Raw genomic sequence first — 18,490 nt, forward strand, 5'->3', positions numbered from 1 at the left:
TCTACATCGCCGAGAAAAAAGTCTTATAGAAGACATGTCCATCCCAACTTTAAATAAAGTTATATAAGAGTTCTTAGTCGTCAATGGGTGAATATTCCCCTTTTTCAACTTTAATAAGATGCTTTTTATTGTAGCAAGTTGACAGTGCACAGGCTAAAGCATTCCGTAATTCAGTGCGACCTAATTGCTCAAGATGAATATAGCGTTTACGTAGTGCGTCTGTTATCTCATCCAATACTAGTGTCTTATCTGGTGGTAATAACGCAACCCAAGCCTGTATAAAAGCTAATGCACTTCTGTAGAGAAGTTTTCCGCCAGGTAATGATTCGCTTAGTACTTTATTTCTATATGACTTTTCAAATGCCACTCTTCGGGCACTAGCCGCCGCTAACGGTATGGGTAATAGTCGTCTCTTTTCTTTTTGAACAGCTGAATTAAAATTGCCCTGAGAGATTGTTAAATCAAACTCGCGAATTTCATTAATTTCATGTCTGGTTGGTGACGATTCTTCAGTTTTCTTATTGCAAAGCAAACAATTATTCTCAGAATCAAAAGGTATCATCTTTTCACATATGGCACAATTTTTTATTGATAAGCTTGTCCCAACGCCTAATGTGTTTAATTCGAATTGTTGATTTGTAATGTAATAAACAACTCTTCGTGAGTTTACGGACCAATATATTATCGGCCAAGTATAATGAGAGTATAAGTAATCAACCCATGTTTCCGCTGGTGAATTGTTTGCATCAAACTCAATAAGCCACGAATAAAGATCTTCTGACCATGCTAATTTTACACTGTTAAGTTTCAGGTCCCCTTTTCTGAAAAAATTAGCCATAAGAACTTTGGATGAGGAGTTATGCTTGGCTTCGGTAATTGCCCCCTGAGTTTCTTTTCTATTAATCAACTGTTGTAAAAAATTATGATTTTCTCTCCATGCTAATTTCTCCGAGTCATAAATTGCAATAAAAACAGTTGTGGCTCTTGAGTAAGCACAAAACAATTGAGCATCCTCCATATTTGAGGAATCCAGAGTAATAACAACAGGTGACTCCATACCACGAAAACGAGATACAGTTTCAATATTTATATCAAAAGTTTTCATGTCGTCCTGAAGAAAGTTTTTCGCTAAATCAGTAGGAACAAGGACTGTAATTTCATCAGATGGCACAGAACTTTTTTTCAGTCGTAAGATTTCATCAAGCAGTGTGGCATATGGATCGCTTACAACTAATTCCTTTAACGTATCTGGTTCGTTATTCCTGGGGGAAGTAATTTGATATGAAGAAGGCCTGATAGCCATTAAATAATCAGTAACGGTTTTGGGGCATCTTAACACAATAGTTAAGTTGAAGGAAAATTGGGAGTTAATAATCTTTTGAAGATCAGCGTGATTCGTCCCTTTTTCAAAAGAGAACGTTTGTGTTTCATCACAAAATGCAATAATCTTTTTATTTTCAAACCAACAAAATAAAGTTTCCAACCATGAAGAATGTAACGCCTGTGCTTCGTCAATAATTAAAGCATCATAATCTTTTAGCTTATTTTTATTTAATGCACTAAGCAAATCCTCGCAGCATCCTGATTCAAACCAGCCTGTTGGCGACTCGGGAGGCAGAGCTAATCTATTACGAGCCTGATGACAGAGTTTGTGCCAGGTAAAAACGTCGCATAATGAATCAGGAGTTTGTTGCCGAATATATTCAGACAGGCGGTTATTGAAAGTAATAAATAAAACTTTTTTTTGTTCTTTAACCAACCGTCTGGCGAATTCAATCCCAATCAGGGTCTTTCCTGTTCCGGGCCACCCAGATACAACAAATCGTTGATATTCTGACAAAAGTTCAATGACCTTGATTTGCTCATGTGTGAGTCTTAACCAGAGTTGGTTATCATAAATAATCCGGGTCCCCCAGTTAGGAGTGCCATCAAAATCTGGGCATAGAGATTTTATTATTAATTGAAGTTTCTCACTCCCCAAAGGATTATTTCCTAATGCATGTTTCCAGTAGTGCATTATATCAATAGTATACTTTTCAATTTCTGGGAGTTGGCTTTTATCAATGAATATTCTTCTAAATGGTCTGACAGACGCATCCACCATTGCTGCATTTATAACTTTATCATCGAAATAGCTATCAGGAAAAATAAAACCATAACCAATGCGCAACCGTAACGTTGTTGCTCCCCCTAACCAACGGGCTAATCCATGGACATTGTTACGTGTTTGCTTAACTACATCTACTTTAGTATTTGTTTTGATATGTACAAAAATAGGGCCATCTACACGATATATCCCACTTTTTACCTCTAAAACCAAAACACCATAGATACGATGGAGAACAAGAAAATCTATTTCTCCACTTGGAGGTAATTTCATACCCAAATGCCGGGCCGCCGAACTCAACCAAGGGAGACTATGAATCACGGTGAAATCATCGGACAACCCTTCTTTTAACAGGGTATAGACCGTTTTTTCTCCATAACTATCATTATCAATGGGTCCGAATGCCGGAATCATTTTGGCCATACTACTATTTCCTTATAACATGCTCCTGACAGAAATTTACACTTGTTACATCGTCCAGTGATTCGAAATAACTTCAGCTTGTTTTAATATTAACTCTACCGCACCCGCTGTTTTATCCGGCGGATATTTATACCGACGCAGAGTCTGTCGAACTAGGATACGCAACCTTGCACGAACGCTTTCCCGTACCTGCCAGTCTACGGTTGTAGATTGCCGCAGCTTCAGCGTCACTTCTATCGCCAGTTTCTTAAGTACCTCATCCCCTAACTCTCTGACGGCGCTTTCGTTTTCAGCCAGTGCGTCGTAGAAGGCGATCTCGTCAGGATTCAGGCCAAGCGCATCATCACGCGCCATTACGGACTGAAAATCCTTCGCCATCTGGATCAGCTCTTCAATCACCTGCGCCGTCTCAATAGCCCGGTTGTTATATTTAATCAATACTGCCTGAAGACGTTCCGAATACTTCTTCTCCTGCACTACGTTATTTTTTGTGCGGGACTGGATACCATCATTAATCAGTTTTTCCAGCAACTCTACCGCCAAGTTGCGATATGGCATATCGTGGACTTCCTGTAAAAACTCATCAGAAAGTAAGCCAATATTAGGTTTATCCAACCCTGCCAGAGTGAAAATATCATCCACGCCATTAGCAATTACGGCATTATCCAGAATCTGTTTCAGTGCGGAGTTCTTCTCGGCCTGGCTTATTTTTTTGTCCACGCTAGTGAATTTACTGATAGCGGTCTTCACCGCAGACAAGAAAGCAATCTCCAGTTTATAAGGCTGCGCCGCATCCAGCGTACAGCAAAGCGACCAGGCTTTAGTAATTGCCAGTACGTTATCAAGAAAACGCTTCTTACCGTCCACAAGGCCGAGCACGTAGTTTGCAACAGGCACCAACAGCTTTTGTGCGTGAGCTTCAAAGCCGGTGTAGTCAAAACCCGCTGACGTTGCTGTTTTGGCAAACATACCGTGGATGATGTCCAGCTTTTCCAGCATGATTGCCAGCGCTTCTTCGGCATTAATGGTCGCATCGCCTTTACCGTTTGCATCGGTATAGGTTTTCAGCGCCAGTTTCAGTTCATTGGCGATTCCGATGTAATCAACCACCAGCCCGCCGGGTTTATCTTTAAATACCCGGTTGACGCGGGCAATGGCCTGCATCAGGTTATGTCCGCGCATTGGCTTGTCAATATACATAGTGTGACAGCAGGGGGCGTCGAAGCCGGTCAGCCACATATCGCGCACAATCACCAGCTTCAGCGGATCGTTCACATTCTTGAAGCGTGACTCTAGTCGTTTTTTAGTTCGCTTGTTGTAGATATGCGGTTGCAGCATTGCCTTATCGGACGCTGTACCGGTCATCACGATTTTGATTTGTCCTTTTTCAGGATCGTCATTGTGCCACTCCGGGCGTAGCGCGATAATTTCATCGTAAAGATGGACGCAGATTTCTCTGCTCATCGCGACAATCATCGCCTTGCCGTCCATTACGGTATTGCGCTTCTCAAAATGAGCGATCAGATCGGCGGCAACCTGTTGAAGACGTGGTTTTGCACCAACCAGTTTTTCCAGACGGCTCCATTCACCTTTGGTTTTTTCACGCTGGTCCAGTTCATCGTCTTCAATCAGTTCATCAACCTGATCAGACAGTGCCGCCAGCTCTTCATGATTGAGATCGAGTTTCGCCAGTCGGGATTCATAGTGGATAGGCACCGTTGCACCATCATCCACCGCATCCTGAATATCATAAATCGAAACGTAATCACCAAAGACAGCGCGGGTATCTCGATCCTCTGCCGAAACCGGCGTTCCGGTAAACCCGAGAAACGAGGCGTTAGGCAGCGCGTCGCGCATATGTTTAGCGTAACCGTATTTATAGATACCCGTTTCCCGGTCCAGGTTAGCTTTCATGCCGTACTGGCTGCGGTGCGCTTCATCAGAAATAACAACGATATTACTGCGCCCATTGAGCACCGGATGGGCGTTTTCCCCTTCCTCCGGGGAGAACTTCTGCACGGTGGTAAAGATAATGCCGCCAGCATCGCGAGTTGCAAGCAGTTCACGCAGAGCTTCACGGTCATCCGCCTGTACCGGCATTTGCTTGAGCAGTTCCTGCGCCTGACAGAATGTGCCGTAGAGCTGGCCGTCCAGATCATTGCGATCGGTTACAACCACAATCGTCGGATTGCCCATCTCCGGCTGTTGCAACAGTTTGCCGACGTAGCAACACATGGAAATGCTTTTGCCGGAACCCTGCGTATGCCAGACCACGCCCGCCTTCTTACTGCCTGGCTGAATGTTGCTGTGCAGGGCCAGTCGCTTACCGGTAGCAGCGACGATCGTCGCCTGCACGGCCTCACGTACCGCGTGGAACTGGTGATAACCGGCTATTTTTTTAATCAGCCTTTCATCGTTGTTTTCGAACAGGACGAAGTAGCGGATATAGTCGAGCAGCAGTTCCCGGTTAAAGAACCCCCGCACCATGGTTTCCAGTTGCCATTCCAGCAGGGGCTTGTCATTTTCATTACTGATGGTCTTCCACGGCATAAAACGTTCTTCCGTGGCCGTCAGGGAACCCACACGGGCCAGATAGCCATCGCTGATAATCAGCGCTTCATTGCTGATAAACAGATCGCGGATTTCATCTTTATAGGTCTGTAACTGGTGGTAGGCATCCCAGATATCTACTTTGTCGTCGATGGGGCTTTTCAGCTCCACCACCGCCAGCGGCAGTCCGTTAATAAAGCAGATGATATCCGGGCGACGAGGCTGTTTCGTCCCGCTGATGGTCATCTGATTGACCACCATAAAACGGTTGTTTTGCGGCTGGTTAAAATCCACCAGCAGAGCGTGATCGTGGATAAGTTCTTCGTCGCGGCGGTACTGAACCGGTACCCCCTCCAGCAGCCAGTGATGGAAGGCTTTGTTACTGGCAATCAGATCCGGGCTTTCAGCTCGAGTAATACGGGATATAATCTGTTCGAAGACGTCTGCGGGTAGATGCGGGTTGATTTTTTGCAGGCAGGAGGTTAACACGGGCGTCAGGAACACATCATGATAGCTGGCGCGTTGCGGGTTACTGCCATCAGGGGCAATATCCGGCCCGTGATGAATTTCCCAGCCTTGTTCGGCAAACCAGCCCAGGCAAAGTTGCTCTAAGTCGTCTTCGGTTAGCATCGGTAACGTCCTGTGTTAAACGTGTTCGGCTTCTTTAGTGATAATTTCAGCTTCATCATGCCCGTTAAAGGTTCGCTTAATCAACTGATTAAGTTCCGGTAGACATGTTGAAAAGGCTTTTTCAAATGCCGTCATATGTTCTACCAACCAGTCGACCATCTCCGGCCACTTTTCTTGATCTGCGATGCCGTTGATGGGTTTTCTGTAAGTAATACGACAGGATTTCTTATCCGGTAAGGCCTGCCAAACAATTTCATGCCCAAAGCGATTTTCGATAGCGTATTTGCGTTCATGAAGCCAGTCAAACGCGAATGTATTGGTTTGTGCTGACGGTTTGGCAATCCAAAGCTCAACCCTAATTTCTTTTTTGCTGAAGATAAGATTGTACGAAACGCCACTGATGCCAGAACCTGCGCTTAACCAGTGGTCGGTTGACGGGCTGATATTATTGTAGATTGAACATGAGCTAACTCGGAATTTCTCCAGAGCCAGGGTCCAGAACGCCTTACGTAAATGGTGGCGAGCTTTGGATTCTCCTGTCGTGGACTGCTCCTCAGCCTCTTTTTGCGCCATACCGATCATGTAAGATTCCGCTTCCGGCGTTGGTATTACCTGCTTGATATCAATAAACACATCGTTACCATAACGGTAAGGTGTAACCTTAAAGCACTGTACACGAATATTGAACTGCATTAACCAGAGTGCGGTATTGGTTGCTTCTTTGCGGAAATTTGCTGCGACCATCATGATACGCTGTGAACGATTCTGGTTAATTTGCACCTCTTCCAGGCTATCGTGCTCAAGAAATTCAGCGAGCACGTCAGCCGCAGGACGCGTTTCTTCTGGTTCGTTCTGATCAAGGTAACGCTGGAAGATCTCTACGATATGTTCTTTGCGCAGGTTCGCACAGTAACCCGCATATTTCAGCGCCTGCCAGACGACATCACGACCGGAATCGTCGAGTTTGTTCTCAATGATCACCAGATTACCGTCTTTGTCGATCGCCAGTAGATCAAGCCGCTCTTTGGTGTCGTCAAACCCGGCAAACTCTTTCTGGATGATAAGTAGTTCATCATCACTGTTGCGAGTCAATGCCTGCGGATGCTTCGCCAGCCATTCCTGCAAGTGATAGCGTTCGGTGAAACCCGCGTTAGTAAAGGTAGTTTCCTGGAGCGGTTGCAGGCTATTGCTGGGCTGATCGACTTTAAACATAGTCAGCTTCCTTGGCTATTTCCTCGGCTTCCGGTAACGTGATTTCGCCGGACAGAAGTTTGGGTAGTAGGGTATCGCGTAACTGTGAAAGCTGAGTATTCTCTTTATTATGGCTTTCAATATAAGAATAAAACTCTTTCACTTTGTTTGAAAAAAGACTAACTAACTCAACCGTTGGTTCGATGCATGACCATTCCATTATGGCCTTTTTGTCCCCCCTGGGCATTTTCACACCTTTTGAGGTTTGCATCATGAAGTCAAAAAATGAGTCTTGATAAAGAACATTGTATAAATATTCGGCTGTGATATTTTTTTTATGCTCGAACGCTAAAACATCCGCAGAACGTCCCCCTAAAAATCGGGCAAGCCAGATTTTTTTAAAATAAGGGCGTATGTTTGAAATTAAAATATGTCCAGGATTAAAAGATGGTGTTGTACTAGCTGAAGGTAGTGATGTAGCGCACTCTATTCCCATTTTGTTAACAAGCATATTTTCAGTAGAGATATATGTATCTTTAGTTAATTCAGATACATCGATCTTACCTGAAGCGAATAAGGCTATACTACTTAATGGAACTAAATTCCAACTTTCAGGTATTTTAACGGATTCAATGACCTGCATTGCAGAGGGGAACAACTCTGCTATAGACCTTAGTTCAGCATATTTTTCAGGATAAACCTGCTCAAAAACAGCCAAAGAACCAGCATCTTTTCCAGAAATTGCTGTCATGGCAGCGAGCGTCGCATCTTCCTGTGAACCACCAGCTTCCAGTATCGCAATTTTGGCTTTTACCGGTTCAAAATCAACAAACCAACTTTTGAACAGGGCTTGCGCCATTTGTTCGAGGGTATGGTTGATTTTTTTATTGGAAGTTATTTTATCTTCAAGTTTTTTTAAGATTGATGCAATTTTTTCCTGCGCAATAATAGAATTAGGCACTCTGACACTTGCCATATGAACATGGTTTCTATTAATACCAGGAACAGCAGCTTTATCACTGTAAGCGTGAAAATCAATTGTCTGTAGTAAATAATAAGAAAAAAGTGGTGAGTTCCCTTTAAAGTCCTCAACATAAAGTGTTGTGTTTAACGGCCAAAAGTCCTCAGGGATATAAAAAACCTCACCAATCGTACCATATCGACCAGTCACAACCCCGGGTCCTTTGGCCATTGATTTGTCATGAACACCAGAGTAGCCAGAGGATGAAATAATAGGAACATCACCATCTTTACGTTTTGTTTTTGGCAAATCGTAGCCACGTTTAAGGTTTAGAAAATCCCCTAACGTAGTATTAATCCATTCAAAACTCATAACCCAGCCCCCCCAGATTCGCCTTAATCTGCGCTTCCAGCTTTGCGCTTTCTTCAAGCTGGTCTTTAAGCTGTGCCGTCAGTCGCGCCATCTTCTCGGTAAAGGGCTCATCGTCTTCTTCCTGCTCAGCCGCACCAACATAGCGCCCGGGAGTGAGCACAAAGTCATTTTTCTGGATATCTTCCAGCGTTGCAGAGAAGCAGAAACCGGCCTCATCTTCATAATCTTTATCCGTCTGCCAGGCATGGAAAGTGTCAGCAATCTTGCGGATATCATCCGTCGAAAAGTCGCGCAGTACGCGGTCTTTCATGAAACCAATCTGGCGAGCATCAATAAACAGAACTTCACCTTTACGATGCGCTTTACCGTTACCGCCAGATTTATCTTTGGTCAGTAGCCAGATACAGGCGGGGATTTGGGTGTTGGTAAACAGTTGTCCAGGTAGCGCCACCATGCACTCTACCAGATCCGCCTCAATAATCGCCTGGCGGATTTCACCTTCACTATTGGTATTGGAACTCATCGAACCATTCGCCAACAGCAGTGCCATTGAACCTTTCGGGGCCAGGTGGTGGATCATATGCTGCATCCAGGCAAAGTTGGCGTTGCCCTGTGGCGGTGTGCCGTACTGCCAGCGGACGTCATCTTCCAGCTTCGCATTCCACCACTCTTTCATATTGAACGGCGGGTTAGCCATAACAAAATCGGCACGCAGATCCGGGTGTTGATCGTTCAGGAGCGTATCGGCGTTTTGTTTACCGAAGTTAAAATCGATGCCGCGAATCACCATGTTCATCGCCGCAAGACGCCAGGTAGTCGGATTGGATTCCTGCCCATAAACGGAGATATTGCGCTTTTGCTCAGCGACGTTGTAATGCTTTTCATCAGCGTGCGCTTCAATAAAGCGATCGCTGGAAACGAAGAAACCGCCAGACCCCATCGCCGGGTCATAAACGCGGCCATTATAGGGCTGGAGCATTTCAACAATCAGCGTGACGATGCTTTTTGGCGTGTAATACTGACCACCCTGTTTACCTTCCGCCAGTGCGAACTGACCGAGGAAATACTCATAGACGTGGCCGAGAATATCTTTGCTCTTCAAATTGAGCTTCACACCATCGTATTTAGGCTCGCTGAAACTGGTGTCGGAGAAAACGTTAATCAGGCTGATTAGCAAGTCGTTACCAAGCTGATAGTGCCCGATACGGTTAAGGATGTTTTTCAGTTTCGGGTTGCTGTTTTCGATAGTGTCCAGAGCGATATCAATCAGCTTCGATACTGACGTCATAACGATATCTTTGCCGCTATCGTCTTTTCCCAGAATCGTCCCCACAGGCAGAGCTGCGTTGGTTTTAAGGGTTTCCCAGCGAGCCAGTTTGGGCACCCAGAAGACGTTTTTCTCGGTGTAGTAGTCCTGGACTTCCAGCTCTTCTGCGATCGCCTGCTGGTACGCCTCTTCCGTGTCGTAATCGTCACGGGAAAGCGCGTATATGTTGTCCGGATTGGACTTATCCTTAAACAACTCTTTCAGCTCATTCTGACGGGCGTCAAAAGCATCTGAAACATACTTCAGAAAAATCAGCCCCAGCACCACATGCTTATAGTTGGCCGCGTCCATATTGGCGCGTAGCTTGTCTGCGGCTTTCCAGAACTTGGTATCCAGATCGTTCAGAAATTGCTGTTCAGCGTTGTCCATTAAAACCTCAAAAAATTAGCTATGCCTAGTTGGGTATCCAGGTTGCATAAAAGCAGGGAAACTGCCAGAGATCATACCCTGACGTCAGCGCGATACCAAGATGAAGGGCTGGTTTCCGCATCAATATCTTGTGGAGATTGGGTTACTCTTTTACGCTTATTGGCGCAATAATGACGGTATTATTCATTTCCCTACCGGAGCATCTTAGGCGCTATGACTACTCTCGTTTTTTCCTATTCCCATGCAGATGAAGCACTGCGCAATGAGCTTGAGAAGCACCTTTCCCCTCTGAAACGCATGGGGAAGATTACGACATGGCACGATCGCCGAATCGTTCCTGGGCAAGTGTTTGAACATCAGATCGACCACTATTTTTCGCAGGCAGATATTATCCTATTGCTAATTAGCAGTGATTTCATCGCTTCTGACTATTGTTATCAGGTGGAGATGACCAACGCACTGGAGCGGCATAAAAAAGGCGAGGCGGTGGTCATTCCGGTGATTTTAAGAGAGTGTGCCTGGCATCAGTTGCCATTCGGCAGCATCATGGCAGCGACATTCGACGGTAAAGCCATAAGCAGGTTTGCCAGTCACGATGAGGGGTATGTTCAGGTCGCCGATGCTGTCTCCCGAGCCATTGCCAATTTGGAAGCGAAAAAGCCGCAGCAGATTGTGCACGCCCCAGTTCCGGCTAATCCGATGCTTCAGGCAACGGATACTGTCTTTACACCGCGTTCGAGCAATCTTTCTCTACCAAAGAGTTTTACTGACCTTGATAAAGATCGTGCCCGTCGCGAGGGTTTTGAGTATGTCGCTCGTTACTTTGCAAACTCGCTGGACGAACTCAAAAAGCGCCATGCAGGGCTAGACGTTGATTTCCACCGGCCTGATAACGATTCCTTCACATGTGCCGTGTATATCAACGGTGGCAAGGTTGGTCAGTGCGGCATCTGGTGTGGCAGTCGTAATATGGGATTCGGGGATATCTGCTACAGTCAAAGCGGCGTGACTCGCAATAGTTGCAATGAAAGTCTTAGTGTTGCGGATAATGGGCAAACACTTGGGTTCCGCACTTTGATGGGATTGGGGTACAGCAACTCAAGGGATTCGTTATTGACTAACGAAGGTATGGCAGAGCATCTATGGGATATGTTTTTTAGTCCTATTCAGCAACGTAATCGCTAAATGTAATCCGTATCAGTTCTGCTGATACGGATCATCCTTCTGAGCAGTTAGGTAATGCCCAGTCTGAGGTAATAGTTGATTTTGAATATCCTTCGAAGGATTGATGATGACGTACTCCGCTGAGGATATCAGTACTGAATGAAGAACAGTATTGAATATGATAAGAATTATAAGGCTGAGTTTAATTCATGGTCTGGATTCGTAAATTCTGTTATATAACCATTCTTCCACATCACTTTTTAACCATCTTGATGAACGCCCAAGTTTAATTGGCTTCGGGAATAAATCATCCTGTATTAGCTTATAGAACCATTTATCGCTAAGGCCAGTAAGTTGGGTAATGAATTTCATGTCAATAAACTGATCGTCCAGTAAAGCAGGTTTAGTTAGCATGTCGATGTGTCCCGGTAATATCTGTTAACCGGAGCGGATGTTAGTAATTATTACTACTCGCTCCTCCACATCAACTGTTGGCTCTGTAAAAAATAAACCACGCTAAAGACTATCGCTATTTCTGGGTCTGCCTAACCCACTTGGCGGAGGAACCTCATTACTTCCCCAGATATACATCCCATTTTTTTGTTCCTCTTTAGCAAGATAGCTGATGATGTATCTTAATTCATTAATGCTCTTGATATCCGAATGGTTAATTTTCCGGTTAATATCAGCCTGATAATTTTTCTTGTAATTACTCCAGTTATAATAACCCTCTGCATTTGTTATATCTCTCCAGAACTCACTAACTCTCTGTACCAGCGAAAATGGTTTTTGTGTATGATGACCATCGAGATAGAATATAACGTGTGCATGAAAGCCATGATCTGGTGTACGTTCAATGACCCAGAAGTAACCAGTTACGAACGAACAGGCTTCTGTTTTGGTCATTAATTTCCGCACGTCTGACTCAATTGTTCTGTAAGTGCTCTGACGAAAACTGGAAGTCGACTTTATATAGAATAAATCAATCCTTAAACCCATTACCCTTGAGTATCGGTGTAGCATATCATTCAGATGACTGTTAATGAGAGAGTATAAAAACCAGTTAATATCATAACGGGTATTACTGGGGTAGGGGAAATGCATGGCTCAATCCTCGCTGTTTATGCTCAGAGGATTTGTGTTGTATGTAAATTATCACCCTTTTACAAGTTTGAATATATGCAGTGGTGAGAGTGAGGCATAAGATTATGGAACAGAGTAAAGATGCAGTATATTTAAGATGACGTCATTATTAATTATACTAATTAACCCAAATTAATAGCCCACATTAATCAACACCTGTTTAACTCTCATTTTCATTAACATGTCTGAGTGAAGTCGCTGTGCGACACGCAACTGCCCCCGGCAAGTCTCTGCCCGTTTCATCACCTTCCGGATACATCATCACTTGCGATACGACAGTGTCACTTATCAGGGCAAATGAAGGGTTCTTCCTGTAAAAAATCGCCATTTCTGTAATCAGGATAGTTTACTGACATTGTGTAAACTTGTCATACTCTTCAGACCACCTAAATAACCCCATTAAAACGCACTTATGCTGTAAAAAACAGCCTGATTATCATTACTAAATAATTATGCTTTTAAAGCATTTTTATTACTGATAAATTATGTTTTTCATGGTTGATTGACGGGTGATTTTGATACATCAGGATGCACGATAAACGTGACAGGGGAACGGTATGGCATTGATGGACTACAGGCGTTTGAGGAGGTACAACCAGTACCTGGGATACCTGGCTGTTAGGTATGGGATAAGGATTGACACCAATGCAACAAAAAGTTACCACTCTGCTGCTCAGTATGCTGATGAAATTAACACAGCTTTAAACTCTCTCTGTAAAAATCTTAAAGAGCGAAAAAAAATAATCAGAGAGATGAAAAAGCATGCTGCTATCAATATCGTTCCTGATAAGTATTTTGACTGGATGAAATCAAGCAGACGCGCTGCATGTTATTCATACTTTTGGCTTGTCAGTAACGATATGTTACTTCCTTCCAGGTTAAATAATTCAGACATCAATTCCGCAGGAGTTTTATTGATATCAACTCCGATCATTAAAGATGATGCACTTATAACGCAGTCAACGAGTCAATGGGAAATTGATGTTGATTCAAAAAATGATAATGCTGGCGTGGAAGATGTTAAAGGCGTTAAAAATTTGATTGCAGACTTAAACAGAGAAAAAGCAATAAATACAATTAACGTTCAGGGTTTTACTCTTGCTAATGGCCCGTCAGTCATAAAAAGTGTAGTTTCTCACGTAGCTAACGGTATTAATTTCCAATCGCTAAGTCCATTATACGATTCTGAAGAAAGCTATATTTCTTCAAGCATGACTTTCGTTGATAATCTGGCTATGAGCGTTAATGATAAAATAGAAGTCATCGATCGCCTTTATAAGTCATGGCGTACTGAGTTTGGCAATTACCCTCAACCTTTCTCATGGATTGATCTTGATGATGAGGATAATCTCCTCTGGCTGTGGGATTATATGCAAAAGAGCTTTATTGGTTGCGATGTATCTCCTGCCACCAGAAAACAAATGAATGATTTTCTTCTGGCGACATTTGATAACTGGGCTGGCTGGAGCAAAGAACAGCACGCTTTCATCAAAAATGAATCATATAGTTTCGAACTGGATGCAGACAAAAATAAGCAACATTTCCTGGCTCGGGCCCGAAACGCCTGGATACAAAAACGCCACAGGGATAAAAAAGCCAAAGACAGCTCAGGTATTAAACTGACAGCACAGTCTAAAAAGAAATTACTTGCGTTGCAGGATGCGACAGGCATTGAACCAAATGCCTTACTTAAAGCATATATTGATGATGCTTATAAGAAAATGAAATCTGTAAGAAACGATTAATCAAAAAATATTCAGATATATATCATCCTCGTGAACAGCCCTGATGTGACGGCAGAACTTTCGGGTACTGCCGTTTTCATTTTAATTCTTCAGAGGAATGACGATGCACGAAAAAGAAGTTCTGCAGACCTTTATACAACCGCTTTCCGGCCTGCCCCAGTGGGTATCTGAACGCATTCTGCTGCAGATAAATCAGTTAACCCACTACGAGCCTGTAATAGGCATTATGGGGAAAACCGGCGCGGGTAAGAGCAGCCTTTGTAATACGTTGTTTGCCGGGGAAGTATCACCCGTCAGCGATGTGGCCGCCTGCACCCGTGAACCACTGCGCTTTCGTCTGCAGGTCGGTGAGCGAGTTATGACCATCGTTGACCTGCCTGGCGTGGGGGAAAGTAGTGCCCGCGATACCGGGTATGCTGCACTGTACCGTGAACAGCTTCCCCGGCTCGACCTGGTGCTGTGGCTGATTAAGGCCGATGACCGGGCACTGGCGGTGGATGAGCATTTTTATCATCAGGTAATTGGTGAGGCTTACCGGCATAAGGTGCTGTTTGTTATCAGCCAGTCCGACAAGGTTGAACCCACCAGCTGTGAGGGGCAGTTGTCCACGGAGCAGAAGCAGAATATCAGCCGAAAAATCTGTCTGTTGCATGAACTGTTTCAGCCCGTGCATCCCGTGTGTGCGGTGTCGGTCCGGCTGCAGTGGGGATTGCGGATAATGGCCGAACGGATGATTCGTTGCCTGCCGCGCGAGGCCAGCAGCCCGGTAGTGGCGCAACTGCAGTCTCCCTTTCGCACAGCGACAGTCCAGGAAAAAGCGTGTAACGATTTTGGTGAAACCGTCGGTGCGGCGCTGGATGCGGTGAGCGCTCTGCCGCTGATACCGGTCCCGGTGCGGGTAGTTATCAGGGCGGTACGCGATACAGTGGTGTCGGTTGCCCGTAGCGTCTGGAATTTCTTCTTCTGAGTATTTAATCCTGCCAGTTGTTTTCCGAGCCCTGTCGCCTGTGCGACGGGGCTTTCTTTTATTTGTTTCCCCGTTATGAGGAGTCTGCTTATGACCCGTCTGGCTTCGCGCTTTGGCGCTGCAAACCTTATCCGTCGTGACCGTCCGTTAACCCGTGAAGAACTGTTTCGCGTGGTACCCAGTGTATTCAGCGAGGACAAACACGAATCCCGTAGTGAACGTTACACATATATTCCCACCATCTCTCTGCTGGACAGTCTGCAGCGGGAGGGCTTTCAGCCGTTCTTTGCCTGTCAGACCCGCGTGCGTGACCCCGGCCGTCGTGAACATACGAAGCATATGCTGCGCCTGCGCCGGGAGGGGCAGATTACCGGTAAGCAGGTGCCGGAAATTATCCTGCTCAACTCGCATGACGGCACGAGCTCATACCAGATGTTACCGGGCCTGTTCAGGGCTGTGTGTCAGAACGGTCTTGTCTGCGGTGAGTCGTTTGGCGAGGTAAGGGTGCCACACAAGGGGGACGTGGTGAGTCAGGTTATTGACGGGGCCTATGAGGTGCTGGGGATTTTTGACCGTGTGGAAGAAAAGCGGGATGCCATGCAGTCGTTGCTGTTACCGCCACCTGCGCAGCAGGCACTGGCAAAAGCCGCGCTTACGTATCGTTTTGGTGAGGACCACCAGCCGGTTACTGAATCGCAGATACTCTCCCCGCGCCGCTGGCAGGATGAGAGCAATGACCTGTGGACCACTTATCAACGTGTGCAGGAAAACCTGATTAAGGGCGGACTCAGTGGGCGTAATGCTAAAGGTGGACGGACACATACCCGTGCCGTGCGTGGCATTGACGGGGACGTGAAGCTTAACCGTGCGCTGTGGGTGATGGCAGAAACACTGCTCACGCAACTGCAGTAGACGTTTCATGTTGCCACGTTGTTAATATCGGACACCACCTGTCCACATTACTAAATGTTCACGGTCCTCACTCCCCCGGGGATAGTCTGTAACCCCCGCCACAACTGACATTTGCAGAAATGAAAAATAGTTACTGCGGTGTCCATACCCTGACCGCGCCCCTCTTTAAAGTAATCACATCATTTTCAGTCAGTTAAATTTCCCGGAGAACCTCTCATGACACAGGCAGAACGTCGCCATGACCGACTGGCGGTCAGGCTGTCGCTGATAATCAGCCGCCTGGTTGCCGGGGAAACGCTGAGCGTGCGTAAGCTGGCGGCAGAGTTTGGCGTATCGGTCCGCACGCTGCGGCGGGATTTTCGTGAGCGACTGATGTATCTGGACCTGGAGTATCAGTCCGGCTATTGCCGCCTGCGCACCGCTGGCAGTGAGATGCAGATGGTGCCTGATGTGCTTATCTTTGCCCACCGCAGCGGGCTGGCCGGGCTTTTTCCGGGTCTTGACCGCCGACTGGTCAATGCGTTGTTGATGTGTGATGAAGCACCCTGCGTTATACCACCAGCCAGTCCGGCCTCTTCGCCATCAGAGCAGTTGTCATTCTGGCGACTGGTTAAGGCGATTACTGACCGCAGAAAAGTCACGCTGCTTGCTGACGGGCAGCGCTGCGAGCGACTGGCTCCGTGCCGGTTACTCATCCACCAGCAGACCTGGTATCTGATTGCCGAGCATAACGGACATATTGCCGTGTTCACCCTGGATGAAATTCATCTGGTTCAGCCCCTGCAGGAGTCTTTCAGACGTAACGACAGTTTATGCCGTCTGGCTGAAGACCCGGTGTTCATTCAGGCCTTACCTCATTTTCGATTTATTCAGCAGTCACTGCTTGCGTTTGTTCCGGCTGATAACAGGCCGGAATAGCGCAGCTTTTTATCCACCTTGCAGCAAAGAGGAGCCCGACGCTGTTATCGCCATTATCGTCAAAACCGGGATATCCCGCCGACTCCTTACCCTGACACTGCCCACTGATGTACCGGTGGGTATTATCCGGGGCATTTATGTATTCACAAAAACTATTCATCTGATTTCAGTAAGGAAAAAAATGAAACTGATTAAATTATTACCTCTGCTGGCAATGATTGCTGGCTCCAGCTTTGCTGCATCACCGGAGAGTACGGTCAAAGCATCAGGCTGTCTGGCAGTAAACGATATGCTTGAGAACCTCAATTCGCGGGAGTCCTGTGTTTCAGTCGATATCACCAGAACCTTATCTGAAGGCCGTTATCTGGCGGTTGCTAATCTGAGTAACGGCAATATCTACCCGGTCCGCATGACCCTCAGTGACGGTGTCATTACCGCACGTCCGGATACGGATGAGATTGATAAGCTCAATCAGCAGCAGGCGCAGAAACGAAGGGAAGAGCAGTTGCAGAAAAAGCTCGATTATTACAAAGCCCACCCACAGAAAGAGAGCGGGTTCGACAAAGCGAAAAAGGCACATCTGAACCTTACTCAATATCACTCAGCCGCCTGCCGGGCCATTGGCGAAAAAGTATGGGATTCCATTCATGAAAATGTGTCATGCCAGATGATTGAAAATGCGCAGCAGGTCAGTGATACAGAGCAAACGGGAACGGCCATTCTGAGCGGGCCAGGCGCAAGCAAATTTAAGCTCCCGGTGAAGTTCAGCGTGATTCAGGAAGATTTTATCCGTGTTGACGCCGATATAGCACCGGCTGCGCTGGCACAACTAAAGGCACAGATAGAAGCGTATAAAGAAAAACTGAATCAGCGCTAATGAACTGAAAAGGATAACAGTATGAAAATTATACCCTGTTTGCCAGCCCTGCTGTCTCTGCTGGCCCCGGCTTTCACTCATGCAACGGTGACCGAACAACAGTGGGGCGAATGGTACGGCAATACGGGCGGTATGGAGTTTGCGCTCAGCAGCGACAATCAGGCCGGAGAGAAGCTGACTATCAGTTGCAGCAACAAAAAGATGGTTGTTGCCTGGCAGCTTCCGAAGGAGGATTACCGCGCCATCTCTGATGAAGGAATGAACGAGGTGTATCTTCTGATAAACAATGAAAAATACTCGCTTGAGAATGAAACTCTGCTTCCGGGTGAGGCTGTTCCGGCTCAGGTGGCTTTTGAAGCACTGAAGCACACAGGAGCAAAAGACACACTGGCTTTCACCGCCTTTCAGTCAGGGGAATCGAAACCGTTCAGTGCCAGTGGCTTGCACGATGCGCTGAAAGATATCACCTGGCAGGATTGTCTCGATCAACCCTGACGGCTTTTCACATAAGTCATTCGACCAGCCCTGTTGCACGTTTGCAACAGGGCTTTTTGCTTTTTGAGGTCATCATCATGCCTGAATCCCCGTTACTACCGCCCGGTTCTTTCACCCGGCAGCAGGCCGAAGCCATTATCAGTCGGTATCACAATGTCACCGTCGAAGATGACCTTCACACGCATTTTCGTCTGGTTGTGCGCGACGATGATGGCGGCATGGTCTGGCGCGCATGGAACTTTGAGCCCGATGCCGGTGCAGGACTTACCCCATATATCCGGCGCTATGGCATCCGCAGGTCGTTACTCACCGACTGACAAACCCCATTCCCGACATCCA

15 protein-coding genes are annotated in these 18,490 nt (G+C 46.1%); 8 read left to right on the plus strand and 7 right to left on the minus strand.

All coding sequences use genetic code 11. The annotated features are described in order from the left end of the window. Positions 1-73: 73 nt before the first annotated feature. The 5 genes from WLO31_RS02340 to WLO31_RS02360 are packed head-to-tail and all read right to left on the minus strand — an operon-like array spanning position 74 to position 9,930. On the minus strand, positions 74-2,530 hold the full coding sequence (locus WLO31_RS02340) for a DNA/RNA helicase domain-containing protein (protein WP_435928925.1): 2,457 nt from the start codon (positions 2,528-2,530) through the stop codon (positions 74-76). A 45-nt stretch (positions 2,531-2,575) separates the two neighbouring features. Continuing rightward, positions 2,576-5,710, minus strand: coding sequence for a type I restriction endonuclease subunit R (locus WLO31_RS02345; protein ID WP_435928926.1), 3,135 nt, complete (start codon positions 5,708-5,710; stop codon positions 2,576-2,578). Positions 5,711-5,725: 15 nt separating this feature from the next. Then, entirely contained in the window at positions 5,726-6,922 is a 1,197-nt protein-coding gene (locus tag WLO31_RS02350) for a DUF4268 domain-containing protein (protein ID WP_435928927.1), read from the minus strand. Beyond that, positions 6,915-8,234, minus strand: coding sequence for a restriction endonuclease subunit S (locus tag WLO31_RS02355; RefSeq protein WP_435928928.1), 1,320 nt, complete (start codon positions 8,232-8,234; stop codon positions 6,915-6,917). Before WLO31_RS02355 ends, WLO31_RS02350 begins: the two co-directional genes overlap by 8 nt. Continuing rightward, positions 8,224-9,930: a type I restriction-modification system subunit M gene (locus WLO31_RS02360; RefSeq protein WP_435928929.1), complete on the minus strand. Its 1,707-nt coding sequence runs from the start codon at positions 9,928-9,930 to the stop codon at positions 8,224-8,226. The genes WLO31_RS02355 and WLO31_RS02360 overlap by 11 nt, the downstream gene beginning before the upstream one ends. Before the next feature lie 213 nt (positions 9,931-10,143). Between WLO31_RS02360 and WLO31_RS02365 the strand changes: the two genes are divergently transcribed. Beyond that, positions 10,144-11,115, plus strand: a complete 972-nt coding sequence (locus tag WLO31_RS02365) for a toll/interleukin-1 receptor domain-containing protein (RefSeq protein ID WP_435928930.1) — start codon at positions 10,144-10,146, stop codon at positions 11,113-11,115. 186 nt (positions 11,116-11,301) lie between these two features. Here the strand turns inward: WLO31_RS02365 and WLO31_RS02370 are convergent, their stop codons facing one another. Together WLO31_RS02370 and WLO31_RS02375 are read right to left on the minus strand one after the other, a co-directional pair. Next, positions 11,302-11,508, minus strand: coding sequence for a helix-turn-helix transcriptional regulator (locus tag WLO31_RS02370; RefSeq protein ID WP_069219349.1), 207 nt, complete (start codon positions 11,506-11,508; stop codon positions 11,302-11,304). A 102-nt stretch (positions 11,509-11,610) separates the two neighbouring features. Continuing rightward, entirely contained in the window at positions 11,611-12,198 is a 588-nt protein-coding gene (locus tag WLO31_RS02375; RefSeq protein WP_435928931.1) for a YagK/YfjJ domain-containing protein, read from the minus strand. Between the two features lie 596 nt (positions 12,199-12,794). Between WLO31_RS02375 and WLO31_RS02380 the strand changes: the two genes are divergently transcribed. The 7 genes from WLO31_RS02380 to WLO31_RS02410 all read left to right on the plus strand — a co-directional run bounded on the left by WLO31_RS02380 (position 12,795) and on the right by WLO31_RS02410 (position 18,468). Beyond that, positions 12,795-13,982 (plus strand): hypothetical protein, encoded by a 1,188-nt coding sequence (locus tag WLO31_RS02380; RefSeq protein WP_435928932.1) that lies wholly within the window; start codon positions 12,795-12,797, stop codon positions 13,980-13,982. Positions 13,983-14,085: 103 nt separating this feature from the next. Further along, complete coding sequence (locus WLO31_RS02385; RefSeq protein ID WP_069219346.1) at positions 14,086-14,949, plus strand: GTPase family protein; 864 nt, start codon at positions 14,086-14,088, stop codon at positions 14,947-14,949. 90 nt (positions 14,950-15,039) lie between these two features. Further along, on the plus strand, positions 15,040-15,861 hold the full coding sequence (locus tag WLO31_RS02390) for a DUF932 domain-containing protein (protein ID WP_032751326.1): 822 nt from the start codon (positions 15,040-15,042) through the stop codon (positions 15,859-15,861). Positions 15,862-16,077: 216 nt separating this feature from the next. Continuing rightward, complete coding sequence (locus WLO31_RS02395) at positions 16,078-16,779, plus strand: WYL domain-containing protein (protein ID WP_043495136.1); 702 nt, start codon at positions 16,078-16,080, stop codon at positions 16,777-16,779. Further along, positions 16,745-17,656 (plus strand): hypothetical protein, encoded by a 912-nt coding sequence (locus tag WLO31_RS02400; protein WP_435928933.1) that lies wholly within the window; start codon positions 16,745-16,747, stop codon positions 17,654-17,656. Before WLO31_RS02395 ends, WLO31_RS02400 begins: the two co-directional genes overlap by 35 nt. 21 nt (positions 17,657-17,677) lie before the next feature. Further along, complete coding sequence (locus WLO31_RS02405; RefSeq protein ID WP_435928934.1) at positions 17,678-18,151, plus strand: hypothetical protein; 474 nt, start codon at positions 17,678-17,680, stop codon at positions 18,149-18,151. A gap of 77 nt (positions 18,152-18,228) precedes the next feature. Beyond that, the gene (locus WLO31_RS02410) at positions 18,229-18,468 is read left to right on the plus strand and encodes a DUF905 domain-containing protein (protein WP_435930484.1); all 240 of its coding nucleotides are present in this window, start codon (positions 18,229-18,231) and stop codon (positions 18,466-18,468) included. The last annotated feature ends 22 nt before the right edge of the window (positions 18,469-18,490 follow it).

The organism is Dryocola sharpae, from assembly GCF_051307055.1.
GTDB lineage: Bacteria > Pseudomonadota > Gammaproteobacteria > Enterobacterales > Enterobacteriaceae > Dryocola.

Bases quoted from the DNA above. Each gene is read 5' to 3' on its own strand.
- WLO31_RS02340 (WP_435928925.1), bottom strand. From the start codon at position 2,530: ATGGCCAAAATGATTCCGGCATTCGGACCCATTGATAATGATAGTTAT.
- WLO31_RS02345 (WP_435928926.1), bottom strand. From the start codon at position 5,710: ATGCTAACCGAAGACGACTTAGAGCAACTTTGCCTGGGCTGGTTTGCC.
- WLO31_RS02350 (WP_435928927.1), bottom strand. From the start codon at position 6,922: ATGTTTAAAGTCGATCAGCCCAGCAATAGCCTGCAACCGCTCCAGGAA.
- WLO31_RS02355 (WP_435928928.1), bottom strand. From the start codon at position 8,234: ATGAGTTTTGAATGGATTAATACTACGTTAGGGGATTTTCTAAACCTT.
- WLO31_RS02360 (WP_435928929.1), bottom strand. From the start codon at position 9,930: ATGGACAACGCTGAACAGCAATTTCTGAACGATCTGGATACCAAGTTC.
- WLO31_RS02365 (WP_435928930.1), top strand. From the start codon at position 10,144: ATGACTACTCTCGTTTTTTCCTATTCCCATGCAGATGAAGCACTGCGC.
- WLO31_RS02370 (WP_069219349.1), bottom strand. From the start codon at position 11,508: ATGCTAACTAAACCTGCTTTACTGGACGATCAGTTTATTGACATGAAA.
- WLO31_RS02375 (WP_435928931.1), bottom strand. From the start codon at position 12,198: ATGCATTTCCCCTACCCCAGTAATACCCGTTATGATATTAACTGGTTT.
- WLO31_RS02380 (WP_435928932.1), top strand. From the start codon at position 12,795: ATGGCATTGATGGACTACAGGCGTTTGAGGAGGTACAACCAGTACCTG.
- WLO31_RS02385 (WP_069219346.1), top strand. From the start codon at position 14,086: ATGCACGAAAAAGAAGTTCTGCAGACCTTTATACAACCGCTTTCCGGC.
- WLO31_RS02390 (WP_032751326.1), top strand. From the start codon at position 15,040: ATGACCCGTCTGGCTTCGCGCTTTGGCGCTGCAAACCTTATCCGTCGT.
- WLO31_RS02395 (WP_043495136.1), top strand. From the start codon at position 16,078: ATGACACAGGCAGAACGTCGCCATGACCGACTGGCGGTCAGGCTGTCG.
- WLO31_RS02405 (WP_435928934.1), top strand. From the start codon at position 17,678: ATGAAAATTATACCCTGTTTGCCAGCCCTGCTGTCTCTGCTGGCCCCG.
- WLO31_RS02410 (WP_435930484.1), top strand. From the start codon at position 18,229: ATGCCTGAATCCCCGTTACTACCGCCCGGTTCTTTCACCCGGCAGCAG.